Source organism: Pseudoalteromonas sp. MM17-2, from assembly GCF_022347945.1.
GTDB classification, from domain to species: domain Bacteria; phylum Pseudomonadota; class Gammaproteobacteria; order Enterobacterales; family Alteromonadaceae; genus Pseudoalteromonas; species Pseudoalteromonas ruthenica.
Genome location: NZ_JAKRFV010000026.1, coordinates 41,768 through 55,976, shown reverse-complemented (window position 1 = coordinate 55,976; position 14,209 = coordinate 41,768). Strand labels below are relative to the sequence as shown.

Below are 14,209 nucleotides of genomic sequence, written 5' to 3'. Positions count from 1 at the left end.
AGGCGACATGGTCAATACATTTAACGGCTTCATGGATTTCTGCGCTATCACACTGCCCATCGACGATGGTGATTTTTACGTGTGTGGTCCGCTGGCCTTTATGAAGTTTGTAAAAACCCGCTTAATCGCAATGGGGGTGAGTGATCATCGTATACATTACGAAGTGTTTGGCCCCCACGCTGAGCTTTAGTCATTAATGCACAGTGGCTCGCTGGCAGTTACCACGCACTGCTTTGGGCCACTGATGACGAAGGTTGGGAGATAAATCAAAATTATCAATACTCCTGGCGGCTATTTGAAGTCCCTTAATATTGCCAAACTAAAGCGAGTCTCTCGCAACCAGATACAAAATATTACGCATTAACATCGACAATAACCCGACCTCGCACTTGGCCGTGCAGTAACTGCTGTGCTACCTCTTGCACACCACTTAAAGGGATGCACTGTATCGCATCATCGAGCATCGACAGTTCCAAGTCGACCGTTAGACGCTGCCAAGCTTCTAAGCGTTGCTCCATTGGTGCCATGACGCTATCAATACCAATGAGTTTAACGCCTCTTAAAATAAAAGGGGCTACACTTGTAGGCAAGTCCATGCCTGCAGCCAATCCACAAGCTGTTACTACTCCACCGTATTGAGTTTGAGCAATAGCATTGGCCAATATGTTTGAGCCTGCAACATCTACAACACCTGCATACTTTTCCTTGGAGAGTGGTTTCGCCTCACCTTCAAATTCGCAACGCGGCAAAACTGCATTCGCTCCTAGATTACGGAGGTAACTTTCTTGTTCTAAACGCCCTGAAACAGCAGTTACGTTGTAACCCAGCTTACTTAAGATTGAGATTGCTATCGAGCCCACTCCTCCTGCAGCTCCGGTTACTAATATAGGCCCTGACTCAGGAGTAACACCCTGCTTCTCTAGGGCTAAAACACATAGCATAGATGTGTATCCAGCGGTTCCAATAGCCATTGATTGCTTAAGACTTAGATTTTCTGGCAGTGGAATCAGCCAATCGCCGTTAACACGAGCTTGCTGGGCAAGGCCACCGGTATGCTTTTCCCCAACACCATACCCATTGAGAAGTACCGCATCTCCCGCCTTGAAACGACTATGAGATGAGCTTTTGACAACCCCTGCGAAGTCGATACCTGGGATCATTGGCCATTGCTTTACGACACCCGGTTTATGGCAAATAGCCAAGGCATCTTTGTAATTTAGGGTCGAATAGGCGATATCAATGACAACATCGCCCTCATGTAATAGTGATTGGTCAACGGATTTTAGCGCCGTTGTTTGCTCACCGTTTTTGTCTATGACTAAAGCGTTAAACATAAAACCTCCAAATTAGACCGATCGTCTATAAAAATATAAAAAAATTACGCTTTTAAACCGCTTAGGTAAAAATCTACAAACATTCTGATTGGCTCAACATCCTTTTGAAGCTTAGTATGAAGAATTGCCCCCTCCCAACCTATCCAAAATAGCTTACTGTGATAAGTGCAGTCTATGGAACTGTCGACATTGCCCTTATCTTGTTCTGCTTTAAGATACGCTGCTAATAGATAACTCCACTGAGTGAATACATCAGTTAACTGATCACCAAAGCTGGTAGGCAAAGTACTAAGCTCTTGGCCAAGATTACCGATAAGGCAGCCTCGGCGAAATTTATATTTCTCAATTCCGGACATAGCATCTGCGACAAATGCGTGAAAACCACTGAGCGGCTTATGTTCATCGGATTGCAAATGCTTTGCTAACTTTTTTTTAAAAAATTGATTGTAGCTCTCTATAACAGCCTTACCGAAAGCCTCCTTACTATCAAAGTAGTGATAAAATGATCCTTTCGGGATCCCCTCTCTCTTTAGTATGGTTTCTATTCCAATACTCGAATAGCCAGCTTCCGTCAACACCTCAACTCCGGCATGAAGTAACCTACGACGGGTATCGTTATGCTCGCCCAAGACCTTTGCCGGGCGCCCTCGTGGACGCTTTGGTTTCATATTTGTACTCATAATCAAAAAATAGACTGATCGTCTATAAAAATCAAGACCCGTATTTATCCCAGTAAGGAACGGAACCAAAATATTCGATCAAATAATCTATAAGGCTTCGCACTTTAGGCGCCAGTTGGCGCGAGCTCGGATATACCGCCCATATTGCCGTATCGGAAACAAGTGGATACTCTGGAAGGAGCTCTACTAGCTTTCCTGAGGCGAGTTCCTTATATGCACTCCATCGTGAGTTAATGGTGATCCCAAGACCTGCGATACAGGCATCACGAATAGCCTCACCATTATCTGTCGAGAAGTTTCCTTTTGCTTTGATGTTTATCTGACCTTCAGGGCCAAGAAAAGACCAACGGTCGACATTATTTAGCGTAATGCAGTTATGCTCATACAAATCGCTGGGGGTCGTGGGGAGACCGTGTTCGGATAGGTAATCTGGGGCGGCGCATATTACTCTAGTATCTGCTGCCAATTTCCGCGCGATGAGGCTTGAGTCAGTCATTTCAGCATTGCGAATAGCAATATCAAACCCCCCTTCTACAAGATCGATAATCGTGTCGGATAATTTTAGGTCAATCGAAACTTGTGGATATTTAGTCAGAAATTTTGGTATTGCCGGAAGCAAATGCATTCTGCCAAATGAAGCTGGAGCGGCAATGCGCAATGTCCCCCGAGGACTCGCATTGCCGATTCCCACAGATGCTTTAGCAGCCTCGATACTATCAATCACGTCCTCTGCATAACGGACAAAGGCATGGCCATCCTCGGTAAGGGATACCTTGCGTGTTGTACGGTGTAGCAATCGTATTCCTAAATCTTTTTCAAGTTTAGAAATATGTGCACTGGCAACAGCGGGACTTAAGCCTAACTCCTTACCTGCTTGACTGATGTTGTACGTGTGTGCGGCGCGAATAAATAGTTTTAAGTGATCTAAATTCATTTTCAATAAAATCAAAAAACTGATTCTTTGAAAATAGCAATTTTCAAATAAAAACGCAGCAATTAGACTAAAAAACGTTCCAATCAAATCGACAAAAGGTCACGTTATGAAAGCTATGATTGTAAATAAATTCGGAAGTCCGGATGTATTCGAGCTAACAGAACTCACAAAGCCTGAAGTGAAAAAAGGCCATGTACTCGTGAAAATTGCGGCCACTAGCGTCAATACAGTGGATACGATGATCCGTCAAATGGGCGCTGATCTGCCTTTATCTCCTTCGGCTCCAGCCCTTTTAGGGATGGATTTTGCAGGAGTGGTTGAAGCAGTTGGTGAAGGCGTTCAGTCATTTAAAGTGGGGGATGAAGTTTACGGTTGTGCAGGCGGTTTAGCTGACCTTCCAGGCACTCTTGCTGAATATATTGTTGCGGATGCTGATTTAGTCGCCATCAAACCTAAAACAGCGTCTATGGAGGAAGCCGCTGCAATTCCACTAGTGGGGATAACAGCATATGAAGGGCTTATTCGCGCCAACGTAAAGCAAGGCCAAAAAGTGCTAGTCCATGGCGGCTCTGGAGGCGTTGGCCACATTGCACTGCAACTAGCTCGCCACTTCGGAGCAGAAGTATACTCAACAGGTGGAGGGGAGCGCCAACTTGAGTTAATAGAGCAGCTTGGAGCAACCCCTATTAACTACAAAACAGAGTCCGTTGCGAGTTACACGCAGCAATATACCAAGGACAAGGGATTTGACGTGGTATTCGATTCGGTGGGTGGCGAGAACCTCCTAAACTCATTCGAAGCTGCGGCGCTTAACGCACATGTCGTATCCACCGTTTCCATGCTCAACTTAGATCTAAACATGGTTCACTTTAAAGGCTTGTCACTGCATGTAGTGTTCATGCTTATTCCAATGCTTCATAACACTGGTCGCAGCGAGCATGGAGTGATATTGGCGCGGTTGGCAGAGTTGGTTGATAGTAAAAAATTAAAACCAGTCTTGGATGAATCGCGTTATACGCTTGAGCAAATTGGTCAAGCTCATCAACGGCTGGAAAGCGGTAAAGCAACAGGTAAAGTTGTGGTGACGCTGTAGTTTTTCGATATCTTCAATTTTCTGTGAGGAGCCAACTGGGAAAGCTCCTCACACTCACACTTTAGGAGAATCTTATGCTACTCACTTTAAGGCTTTCATTTATAAGCTTGGTAATACTTAGTAGCCACTTTGTAAACGCTGACGAGGCGCAGTCGACCTTTGTAAAGCCGTTTGATAACAAGATTGAATGGGGGTACCTAAACCCTTTACGTGGTGAGAATAGCCCAAAAGCACTCAATCTATGGGGTGATAGAACAACGTCAGGTGCCACAGGCATGCTGGTAAAGTTCAAGCCTGATTTTTCATCTCCCCCACATATTCATAATGTCGCGTATCGTGCAGTGGTTATTAGTGGTAGTTTGCACAATGACGATCCTACAGCGCAGCCGAACTGGATGACCACAGGTTCATTCTGGACTCAGCCGGCAGGCTCAAATCATATAACCGCTGCGAACAGCGCTGAAAATATGATTTACTTGGAGATAGACGAAGGTCCTTACTTAGTCAAACCGCCGCAACAGCAATTTGCTACAAAAGAGCAACCCCTCAATCTTTATTGGTCAAATATAGCATGGGTTGATTCTCATCAATCAAAAATGTTGTCAGGCTCCGGAATCGCCTTGTCAAAACTATGGCAAAGCAGTTCAGGCACTGCAATGACCGGGTATTTCTTGAAAGTGCCCGCAAATACATCTGTTAAGTTAAAGAGTGAGTCTTCACAATTTAAAGCCGTCGTCATCAAAGGAAATATCGAGTACGAAGGCCAAAACACCACAACTTCTCTTAAATCAGGCAGCCTTTTTAGCTCTGAAGGCGTTACCGACCACCGCTTTACCACTCAATCAGAAACGGTCCTGTACATCCGCACCAACGACGTATTTAAGGTGATAAAGATATGAAGGTTTATTAACTGCACTTTCAGTTCCGTAAACAAAAGGCAAGTTTGCTTGTTACTGGCGACTTGCCTTATAAGTGGTGATTACCAAACATAGTCTAAGGCGTTACTTACGCAGTAATATGGATAAATTAGCATTGCCAACGCAAACCAGCTATCCACTCGGTGAACTACTTTCATGACAGCCGCTTAAATTGAACTATAATTTCGTAGTCAATCTAGCCTTGAGGAGTAAGTATGTCAGGGTATCCTTATAAATCGCTTCATGATTTAGCGATAGAAGATGTTGAATGGATGCGATGGCAAAAACTAGTAAACACGGTCGCTGCACTATTCAATTCCCCAGTGGCTTTTATCAACCAAGCTTCAACCAAAGGCATTGAAGTGTTAGTGGCTTCGGAGTTACCAACAACCCATTACTCTCCTGGTGGTTCAGCTAGCAAAGAAGTCAATGTTTATTGTCATCATGTGGTGCAAAGTAATACACCAATGTATGTTAAAGACGCTTCAACAACCGACCAATGGAATAACAACCCCGAATATACCAAAGATAATTACGTCTCCTACTTGGGGTATCCAATACAGTGGCCTGATGGCAGAAGCTTTGGCACCTTATGTGTTATGGATACGGCTCCCACCGAGTACAAGCAGCATTTATTCGATGTTTTTGAGCTAATGAGGGACGTCATCAATAGCGATTTAGCGCATATATATAAAGAGAATGAATTGAAAGTTGAAAGCCGCCTTGATCCACTCACTGGCATCTATAACCGCCGTGGTTTCGAGGAAGCCTTTGACAAGTTTACTGCCCTGTCCTGTCGGCTGAATAGAAACGCACAGCTGCTTTTCATCGATTTAAACAACTTTAAGTCCATCAATGATACTTTAGGGCATGAAGCCGGAGATCAGGTATTGCAGCGCTTCGCCCATATCCTAAAGTCTTGCACTAGAGAGTCCGACTTATTGTGCCGTTGGGGAGGCGACGAATTTGTCGTAATGCTTAACAGTGATGACCAGGTCGCACAAAAAGAATTCATACAGCGCATAAATGATAAACAAAATAGCGAGTGTGACAATTTAGGGACCCCCGAGATTTGTTTTTCAGCGGGGGGAGCGGAGATTGCTCCCAGCCAAAATGCCAATTTAAGGGATTTCATACACATTGCAGATCAGCAAATGTACTCGTGTAAAGATAAAGCTAGTTAGGCTCTCTTCGCCATAAACACCTTGCCCTCTTTACTCGTTGTGAGGTGAAGCACTATCACAAGGTTGGCTATGAACCATAGATCTTTTATTACAAACTGTCCTAGCCGATTCAGTAAAGTTTCGTCGCTCAGTGCAGCTTCTGCGCTAAACATAAACGTTTGAGTCATCAAGAAAACTGAAAAGCAAGCCAACGCGCTGAATAGAATTAGCCTTTGTTGACGAAAAATAATGCCTACACCCAAAAGAAAGGCAAAAGTGATGTCGAAAAACCCTATAACGTTAGAGGCCATTTGAACACTAAACACTTCGTACATCCAAGACATAAAAGGAGAGGTCTCAACCAATTTTACAATTGCTTTAGCCTCAAACTCCATAAACTTCACGCCTCCAATCCAAATCAACACCATTGCAACAGGCAGATAATTTAAAGCAGTGTGGCAATTATCTTTGAATTTATCTTTATAAAACAAGAATGTGAAAACTGGCAGTATCGCAAAATACTTGATAATTCCCTGCCCCGAGCCAATAACCGGAAACCCACCTTCAGAGGCTAACCATCGACTTGGCGACACTAAAGTCAAAAGCACGAAAACACAAACGATGGTAACCAATAAAAATGATACCTTTGTATCCATCACCTCCATATAAGTCAGTAAAAAGCTCATAGCCATAAAGCATAAGCCAACCCCAAAGACAAACCCTAACGTCCTTGTTGGGACCAAACCAGTCACATTATAAAATGTTGAAAACTCCTTAACTGCTGCAGGGTTAGCTCCCAGCGTAAAAGACAGCCCTAGTATTAGAAGGCTGAAACTCATCAAAATGAGTACTATCAAATTAGTGTACTTTAAATTCATTTTTTATCTCACTGCATGGAAAGCTAAATAGACCCAACCAAGCAGTAAAAAATCTCACTCTTAAATTTCTATAAATTCAACCATTGCCTGAAAATGAGCCAGCCTCTCTCATTAATCAGAATGATAAAATGCCCAATAGAGATACATGAAAAAGCCAACTGTAATCACAGGTGGCTCAGTATTTCCCCCCCTTTGAACTTTTAAGCTAGAGCTGTTAGTTCGGAAAGTGTTTATTTAAGAAGTCCAAAACATGAGTAACGTACTTCTCGGTATCAAAGACAGGTGCACTGTGTCCTACACCTTCTTCAATGAAAAGTTGGTTGGTAACTCCATGCTCATCAAGCTTAGCCTTAAGTATCTCACTTTGAGATAGAGGCACTCGCTTATCCAAGGTGCCGTGTAACTGTATATATGGTGGAGTATTTTCATTCACATAACTCGTCGTTGATGCTTTCTTGGCAAGCTTTGGAATATTGTTTGGAATATCTCCTAAGAAACGAGATACAGACGATTTTTTGCTGGCTTTCTTGCCACCTTTATTACTCAATTCAAGTAAATCGGTAGGGCCAAAAAAGCTCACTACGGCTGAGACCTTGTACTTTGGTGGCTCATAGAAATCTACTTGGTTGTATGCCGAATTAGTCGCACCAATAAAGCCAGCGAGGTGCCCGCCAGCAGAGCGTCCCATGATCACAACATTGTCCGCTTTAATATCGAGCTTTTCAGCATTGTCGTACAAATAGTTCAGTGCATCATTAATGTCTTGTACTGGTTGAGGAAAGATCGCTTCTCCACTTAAGCGATAATCAACTGAAGCTAGCGCATAACCTTCATTCAACACAGACTGAAGTAATAGTGGGTTCTTTTCTGGGATGGCGTCTTTGCTCCCACGTTTCCATGCACCACCATGTACCCAGACTAATAACGGGTACTGAGTATTTGATTCAACCGAAGGAGTATAAAGATCGAGTTTAATCTCTCTTTCACCTACAGTTTTGAACAAGATATCCTTCTCTACATTGAACTCCCCAGCCAAACAGACAAAGGGTATAAGTAGCAGAGAGATCATCGCAAACTTAATTTTCGTATTCATTGTTTTGTTATTCGCTTAAAAAAGTGAGTAGATTAGAAAGTCGCTTCAGCCGCTAACCAGTAGCGTCGGCCATCTTCAATGTAGCCAAACTCTTCCTCTGTGGTTTGCTCATCGAACAAGTTATAAACCGCTGCCATTAACTTCACATTCTTAGTTACACGCCAGTTCACACCGAGATCCACGTAAGTAATAGAAGGTGCCAACGTTCTTGTACTATCACTAGTGATGTTGCTTTTCTCTTTGCTTTGATAGTTCATACGGGCCCATGAAGCAACATTATCACGCACTGCCCAATCACCATTAAGTGAGAAGATATGTTCAGGTGCTTGTACAAGAGGCAAGCCATCATCATCGTCATTAGTGTTCTTTTCACTACGAGTATACGAGTAGGTTGCACTTAGTGTAATTGACTCTGTAATACCCTTAGATACGGAACTTTCTGCACCATAGCTGTTCGCATCATCAATGTTGACGTAAGTGCGGTCGCAACTTCTGCTATCAGTACACGTCGGATCGACAAACTCACTTTCGATCTTGTCTTTGAAGTCGCTGTAAAAAAAAGTAATGTTTGCAGAAAGGTCTCGCTCATTAACGTAATACAGTCCCATCTCTGTATTGATGGAGGTTTCTGCTGTTAAGTCTGAATTACCGTAAATAGAACAACGTCCTCTACAGCTCTCTTGAACCCACTCTTCGTCCATTTGTGTCAAACTAGGTGCTCGATACCCCGTAGACACACCACCTTTTAGCGTCCAGCTAGGGTCAATAGACCAGACCCCGTAAGCTCTTGGGCTAAATTGCCCGTCAAAGATCTCATTGTCGTCGTAACGTAAACCAAGGGTGAAAGCGAATGTATCCGTGAGATACCTCTCATCTTCAGCAAATACTGCCCATTGCTTGTTTTTAGAGGTCAATGACAGTTTATTATCAGTCAGATCCTTTTGCTCGAAAGATGCGCCCAGTGTTAAGTAGTGAGCATTAAGAGGCAAATCCCATTGCGTATTAATTTGACTATTCTCGACTTCTTTATCTGCACCGATATTTTTTACTGTTTCATTACTGATAAATGAAGAGATTGTACCCCAAGAGTAGTTTCCGTCGTGGCTTAAACCAATAGATTGGCGTTCATATTCTCGTACTGCAACTTGAGACTCTCGTTCCACTGACTTACCTAGAGTGGTCTCTCGCTCTTGGTTATGATTGGTGAACTCCAGAGTAAAAGTGTCATCCGAGGTAGGTGTGAGGTACATAGAAGCTCGATAGCTGTCGAGTGTCTTACCTGCATAACCACCTTCAATTTCATCTTCTTTTCTTTCCTGATACAGTCCAGTCAAAGAAGTACTCAACAGACCTTCAATGACAGGGCCAGCAAGATAAAGCTGCCCTTGATAGCTATTTCCAGATTTTGAATTTTCTTGAAGCGTCGTTTCTGCACGCAAGCTTCCGCGCCACTCTTGATAATTTTTACGCGTAATAATATTAATCACACCACCCAAAGCATCAGACCCATAAAGGGTTGACATAGGGCCACGTACAACTTCAATACGTTCAATTGCACTCAACGGGGGAAGCCAGTCTTGTTCAGTAAACGTACTACCATTAGTTTGAGTTTCTCGACCAGACTGCTTCCTGCCATCAACAAGAATGGCCGTATATTGAGCGGGCATACCTCGAATTGAGATATCTTGGCCATCACCACCTCCTGTGACAGTTACCCCAGGTATATCACTTAAAGCATCAGTCAAATCTTTATATGAGCGATTTTCAAGTTGCTCTCGGGTGAGAACACTTATTGTTGCTGGCGCTTCTGTGACATTCTGTTCGTAACCAGAGGCTGTAACCACTACGGTTTCCATTGCCGTTGTATTGATATCAGTCTCAGGTAACTGGTCATTTGCAACAACGACCATAGGTACAGTAATACAAGCAGAAACAACTGATGTAGAAAATAGAGAGTATGTGAAAAGAGGCTTCATATTGAATAGGTCTAAAATGTAATTGCATTTAATAATTATTATCAATTATAACATGATTACCATAATCACTGACAAGTTAACCACTATCGAGAAAAGAGAATATCACTATCCAATATACGAATAGTTACCTACGAATTACCCGATATAAGCATTTAAGCTAAAGTGTCGGTTCCAACAAAGAGCTGTTTAAAGATCTCTCGTACCCATTCACACATAGGATCATCGTTAAAGCGTTTGTGCCAATATAGGAAGACTTCTTGAAAATCCAACTGTAGCTCGGCAGGTACTTCTCGAATGATCAAGCGAGGGTCTTGACAAGCTGCTTTTGCAAAAGGTGTCGGTAGATGAAATATAATCTCAGTCTCCGCAGCGATACTTGGAGCAGAACTACAGTTATTCAGTTGCACTGGCGCTGATAAACGCTTTTTTTGTTCGCTAACTCTAGCTCTTGGTATTCATGCTCAAACGACAATCGCTTCTCACCCTGCAAAGAGACTTGTCCAAAGTCAAATTCGGCCAAACTCTCTGGAGTTAGATCTAAATCGGCCAGTGGATGATAGCGGTTCATAAGCAAACGGAAAGTGCGCTTAGCAACAACCATTCGATAGATATTTTGCTCAGAGCTTGGCGGTTGATGAGAGGAGAGTGCGAAATGAACATCTCCAGCCACCAACGCATCAAAATGACGTTTTGGTGCTGAGTCCAAACTGACCTTAAGGTTTGGAGCCTCTTGCCGAATCTTAGCGATAACCTTAGGCATTAAGGTATTAATCTGAGGAAGAAGGCCGTAAACCTTAACGGCGCTTGATACAGTGCTCGGATCAAACGAGTCTCTATGGGCAAGTTTTACTAAACTGATAATCACATTATTGATGTCTTGCCTTACTGACTCTGGTTTTGGAGTCAGTTCATAGCCATATTTCTAGCGCACCAGTAATTCGTCATTAAAGAAAACTCTCATTTTTTGCAGTGTTCGACTTACCGCAGACTGGCTCATATTTAAAGCCATAGCGGTGTTAGATACATGCTTCTCTTCGAGCAAGTGCTTTAAAACAAAGAGCGAGTTCAGATCAATTTGAGATAAGTTCACGTCAATACCACCCATTAAGCTTCCAGTAGGTGGCATAGAACATAAATCTCTAGAGCTTGTGGTAAGTGTTTTCGATACTACAAGGCACTATTGAAACATAAGTCTGGTAAAAGGACAGTTTCCGTGCTAACACGAAAAGGGGCATAAATGAGTTGGCAAGATGTCCTATTGAAATGAGACAATTGATCTCACTGCGACTCTCTTTTGAACGCCCATTTTTGCTGTTTATCACGAGCATACAACAAGCTAAAGCTAGCTCGCTTATTTTTCACTCGCTTTGCCAGAATGTACAAGCCGACAACAAAGGTGGTGACTGTTAGTGATAACATTGGCAATCCAAATATTCGAACACTATTTATAGGAAAGCTCCTACCCTGACTCAATACGGTTAGATATACCTTAAATTACCGTTTTGAATAAAAGAAAATCCCCTGTATTTGCAGGGGTGTATGATGTCTAGCCCTGCCTTTTCGGCAGTTAAAAGTAACTGTTGTGGTTGATTACTTCCTAGCCTAATTTCAGCTGCCTACTCGGCAGTTCACATAGTCGTATTTAAAGCCTAGAGGCTGAGCCTCGAACACGGTAATCGCTGGGGAATATTCGAAGTGGAAACAGGCATCGAACTCTACGAGACAGGTCGCCTTGTTCTTTTGACTGGCAAATTTAAAAAGGTTTTTTTACTCAGGAGTGTTTGAGTGTGCGTCAGTACATTAGTGTTTTTAGTGAACTGACTAAAAATTGGCTATGACAACTTATACTTCAAACAACAAGGGTGTCGTTTGAAGTATAAGTTGACATAGAATGAGCCCTTGCTCTGGGCTCTATCTGAATGTTTTGGAAGTATAAGTTGACATAAATTTGAAGTAAAAGCCGACAAAATATACCACCAAAAGCACAGTTCAATTTTAAGCCTCACTTAACCACGTGAGATTCTGTAGTTAAGCTGTTCACTGACCGGTTTACTGTCACTCAAAAACTCATCGAAGCCGTAGTCCCTTGAAAAATATGAAAAAGATTTTAATGCGAAATAGTTTTTCTCATCGCAATACCTTTTCCCTATCCATGCAGCTAGTTCTAATGACTTTTCATAATCGATTTCTTCGCTGAGATTTATATGAGTGATTCCCGTTATCGGCTTACTAGCTACACTCGCTCCCAAAAGTGACAACTCTCTCAGATAACTTTTTACATTGCTCTCCCAGCCAAAAACAATCACCGGCCCCACTGAAACGCCCGTAATGTAATGAGCGTGTATATCCAACCAAGTCAACGTTTCATCTATTGTTGCTAGAGTTTCGCCTGCATATAAAAGAATATTTACTTTAACCATAATCCCAAGATTATGGGCTGCTTTAATAAGTTCAGATGCTTTAGCCAAATAATTTTTGGGTTTTACTGACTTATTCATTGCTATTAGTTGATTACAACTTGCACTTTCTAACCCTAAGTCCACAACCCTCAATCCAGCACGATACAAATATTCCAAATGTTTTACTCTTATGCTGTCGACTCTGGCTTCAGTACGCCAATTAAAGCGAGGAATTGAACTGTTAGACACCTCAAACTCGAGTTGTTCAGACCATTCTTGGTTAGAAGCAAACAAAGAAGCCTCGAGATAAAAGTTCATTGGAGTTAATCCATCATCCATAAAAGTGGACTGAGCTTCTTTTAAGATTATTCCAGGATCTTTCAAAGGAGTAAGAGGTTCATCCCTTTCTTGACAGAAAGAACACTTCATTCCGCAGCCTCTAGAAATCTCTATGCTTGGCTGGTACAAGTTTCTCTCGTGTAATAGGGTATAATCCAGGCTAGCATCTTGACTAATCTCACTTTTGTCAGAATAAAGCTGAGTCGCATTTTCATTGCCTGTTACAAGCTTCAAAATGCGTGACTCGGCCACTCCATCACATACAATGTCAGCTAATGGAACGAGTCCTTTCATATCTTCTATTTGACCATCAACTACCCAGCGCCCACCTATAATAATTTTCTTTTTAGGTAACAAACGTTTAAGTTCAGTCAAAAATCGGTTGGTCCAACCGATTGCATAGAAGCTAGGAATGGAAACAAGCACAGGAGCATTACTTCTTAATATTCCATGCTCGATACATAACGATAATGTATGTTCAGGGCTATCAAAGTTTCCTTGTATCTGAATCGTATCAAAACCATTACGTTTTAAGATTGATGCTAAAGAAAGCAGCCCATAATTTAAATATCGATTTCTTCGATGGATCAAAAGATCTCTTTTCTTGGTCTGAAGCTGGCCGGCTGATATACAAAATATTTTTCTCAATGTAATTCCTTTTAAATGTTAATTTCCCTCTATCGTCAATGACTATTTTTATTTAGAAGAGCTGACTTCCGGACAGGATGTTTTTTCTGGTTGAGTTCCACTCCACTTTTCATCAATAATGATAAACTTGACGCCTACAAGTATGCAAATGACTCCTATGACAAATGTGGCCTTCCCAGTATGCTTACCAAAAGCAGTATCAATTTCGCTTCTCACATTACTAGAAAAAACCTTGGCAGAATAAAAAAACGCAATAGCTATAGAAACAAAAAAAGACGAGATCACTACCAGCATTTTCAGGGGAGAAATGCTTCCGGCATCAACACAGGCGGGAATAGTAATTCCCCACAACACACCAAAGACAATGGCTGTCATCGCAAAACCAGCATGTGATAGCGTACGCACTAACATAGCACAAAAACCCGTCACCCTAGTCCAGTGATAAAATAGAAAACTAACTCCGATTACTACAAAAATTGTATATAGAGACAACTTTAATCCTGTTAACTGCATAAATTCATCAATTGCAGTCATAAAAACTCCATTCCATTTTTCATCACTTGCCAGCGTCATTAACCCTAAAGCAAACGAAAGATAAAAAGGAGCAAATGCCAACTTCAAAAACTCTCCTACTGCCTGAGCTCCAGAGAGGTTGGTAATATATTCTGACCTGAACGTTTTCTTCACTTGGAAATAAAAGCTTTTTAGTTTATTGAAAACCTGTTTAAACTTATCAATCATAAGTCCACTCCTAA

General features: G+C 42.1%; 14 protein-coding genes and 1 pseudogene. 4 read left to right on the top strand and 11 right to left on the bottom strand.

The window, feature by feature from the left end:
* Nucleotides 1-190: pseudogene (locus MHM93_RS17415) on the top strand (NO-inducible flavohemoprotein); the annotation flags it as partial.
* Nucleotides 191-353: 163 nt separating this feature from the next.
* Here MHM93_RS17415 and MHM93_RS17410 read toward each other — a convergent pair.
* From MHM93_RS17410 to MHM93_RS17400, 3 genes are read right to left on the bottom strand one after another with little or no spacing between them, the layout of a single operon-like run.
* The gene (locus MHM93_RS17410) at nucleotides 354-1,334 is read right to left on the bottom strand and encodes an MDR family oxidoreductase (protein WP_239450001.1); all 981 of its coding nucleotides are present in this window, start codon (nucleotides 1,332-1,334) and stop codon (nucleotides 354-356) included.
* A 44-nt stretch (nucleotides 1,335-1,378) separates the two neighbouring features.
* Nucleotides 1,379-2,002: a TetR/AcrR family transcriptional regulator gene (locus MHM93_RS17405; RefSeq protein WP_171036779.1), complete on the bottom strand. Its 624-nt coding sequence runs from the start codon at nucleotides 2,000-2,002 to the stop codon at nucleotides 1,379-1,381.
* Nucleotides 2,003-2,045: 43 nt separating this feature from the next.
* Complete coding sequence (locus MHM93_RS17400) at nucleotides 2,046-2,948, bottom strand: LysR family transcriptional regulator (protein ID WP_138509059.1); 903 nt, start codon at nucleotides 2,946-2,948, stop codon at nucleotides 2,046-2,048.
* 106 nt (nucleotides 2,949-3,054) lie between these two features.
* Here MHM93_RS17400 and MHM93_RS17395 point away from each other — a divergent pair, with 106 nt between their 5' ends.
* The 3 genes from MHM93_RS17395 to MHM93_RS17385 all read left to right on the top strand — a co-directional run bounded on the left by MHM93_RS17395 (nucleotide 3,055) and on the right by MHM93_RS17385 (nucleotide 6,142).
* A complete protein-coding gene (locus MHM93_RS17395; protein WP_152440909.1) occupies nucleotides 3,055-4,041 on the top strand; it encodes a zinc-dependent alcohol dehydrogenase family protein in 987 nt (328 codons plus the stop codon).
* A gap of 74 nt (nucleotides 4,042-4,115) precedes the next feature.
* A complete protein-coding gene (locus MHM93_RS17390; protein WP_239450000.1) occupies nucleotides 4,116-4,940 on the top strand; it encodes a DUF4437 domain-containing protein in 825 nt (274 codons plus the stop codon).
* A 233-nt stretch (nucleotides 4,941-5,173) separates the two neighbouring features.
* Nucleotides 5,174-6,142, top strand: a complete 969-nt coding sequence (locus tag MHM93_RS17385) for a sensor domain-containing diguanylate cyclase (protein ID WP_239449999.1) — start codon at nucleotides 5,174-5,176, stop codon at nucleotides 6,140-6,142.
* Here MHM93_RS17385 and MHM93_RS17380 read toward each other — a convergent pair.
* The 8 genes from MHM93_RS17380 to MHM93_RS17345 all read right to left on the bottom strand — a co-directional run bounded on the left by MHM93_RS17380 (nucleotide 6,139) and on the right by MHM93_RS17345 (nucleotide 14,195).
* Complete coding sequence (locus MHM93_RS17380) at nucleotides 6,139-6,999, bottom strand: DUF417 family protein (RefSeq protein WP_239449998.1); 861 nt, start codon at nucleotides 6,997-6,999, stop codon at nucleotides 6,139-6,141. The two genes, MHM93_RS17385 and MHM93_RS17380, sit on opposite strands and share 4 nt — an antisense overlap.
* Nucleotides 7,000-7,213: 214 nt before the next feature.
* Nucleotides 7,214-8,092, bottom strand: coding sequence for an alpha/beta hydrolase (locus tag MHM93_RS17375; RefSeq protein WP_239449997.1), 879 nt, complete (start codon nucleotides 8,090-8,092; stop codon nucleotides 7,214-7,216).
* Nucleotides 8,093-8,124: 32 nt separating this feature from the next.
* On the bottom strand, nucleotides 8,125-10,068 hold the full coding sequence (locus MHM93_RS17370; RefSeq protein WP_239449996.1) for a TonB-dependent receptor: 1,944 nt from the start codon (nucleotides 10,066-10,068) through the stop codon (nucleotides 8,125-8,127).
* 397 nt (nucleotides 10,069-10,465) lie between these two features.
* On the bottom strand, nucleotides 10,466-10,933 hold the full coding sequence (locus MHM93_RS17365) for a LysR substrate-binding domain-containing protein (protein WP_239449995.1): 468 nt from the start codon (nucleotides 10,931-10,933) through the stop codon (nucleotides 10,466-10,468).
* A 57-nt stretch (nucleotides 10,934-10,990) separates the two neighbouring features.
* Nucleotides 10,991-11,173 carry a LysR family transcriptional regulator gene (locus MHM93_RS17360; protein ID WP_239449994.1) on the bottom strand — a complete coding sequence of 61 codons (183 nt, stop codon included), beginning with the start codon at nucleotides 11,171-11,173 and terminating at the stop codon, nucleotides 10,991-10,993.
* 173 nt (nucleotides 11,174-11,346) lie between these two features.
* Nucleotides 11,347-11,487 carry a hypothetical protein gene (locus MHM93_RS17355; protein WP_239449993.1) on the bottom strand — a complete coding sequence of 47 codons (141 nt, stop codon included), beginning with the start codon at nucleotides 11,485-11,487 and terminating at the stop codon, nucleotides 11,347-11,349.
* A 587-nt stretch (nucleotides 11,488-12,074) separates the two neighbouring features.
* A complete protein-coding gene (locus MHM93_RS17350) occupies nucleotides 12,075-13,454 on the bottom strand; it encodes a radical SAM protein (RefSeq protein ID WP_239449992.1) in 1,380 nt (459 codons plus the stop codon).
* Between the two features lie 48 nt (nucleotides 13,455-13,502).
* Entirely contained in the window at nucleotides 13,503-14,195 is a 693-nt protein-coding gene (locus MHM93_RS17345; RefSeq protein ID WP_239449991.1) for a hypothetical protein, read from the bottom strand.
* Nucleotides 14,196-14,209 lie beyond the last annotated feature (14 nt).

Coding starts and splice junctions, on each gene's coding strand:
- MHM93_RS17410 (WP_239450001.1), bottom strand. CDS start 1,334: ATGTTTAACGCTTTAGTCATAGACAAAAACGGTGAGCAAACAACGGCG.
- MHM93_RS17405 (WP_171036779.1), bottom strand. CDS start 2,002: ATGAAACCAAAGCGTCCACGAGGGCGCCCGGCAAAGGTCTTGGGCGAG.
- MHM93_RS17400 (WP_138509059.1), bottom strand. CDS start 2,948: ATGAATTTAGATCACTTAAAACTATTTATTCGCGCCGCACACACGTAC.
- MHM93_RS17395 (WP_152440909.1), top strand. CDS start 3,055: ATGAAAGCTATGATTGTAAATAAATTCGGAAGTCCGGATGTATTCGAG.
- MHM93_RS17390 (WP_239450000.1), top strand. CDS start 4,116: ATGCTACTCACTTTAAGGCTTTCATTTATAAGCTTGGTAATACTTAGT.
- MHM93_RS17385 (WP_239449999.1), top strand. CDS start 5,174: ATGTCAGGGTATCCTTATAAATCGCTTCATGATTTAGCGATAGAAGAT.
- MHM93_RS17380 (WP_239449998.1), bottom strand. CDS start 6,999: ATGAATTTAAAGTACACTAATTTGATAGTACTCATTTTGATGAGTTTC.
- MHM93_RS17375 (WP_239449997.1), bottom strand. CDS start 8,092: ATGAATACGAAAATTAAGTTTGCGATGATCTCTCTGCTACTTATACCC.
- MHM93_RS17370 (WP_239449996.1), bottom strand. CDS start 10,068: ATGAAGCCTCTTTTCACATACTCTCTATTTTCTACATCAGTTGTTTCT.
- MHM93_RS17360 (WP_239449994.1), bottom strand. CDS start 11,173: ATGGGTGGTATTGACGTGAACTTATCTCAAATTGATCTGAACTCGCTC.
- MHM93_RS17355 (WP_239449993.1), bottom strand. CDS start 11,487: ATGTTATCACTAACAGTCACCACCTTTGTTGTCGGCTTGTACATTCTG.
- MHM93_RS17345 (WP_239449991.1), bottom strand. CDS start 14,195: ATGATTGATAAGTTTAAACAGGTTTTCAATAAACTAAAAAGCTTTTAT.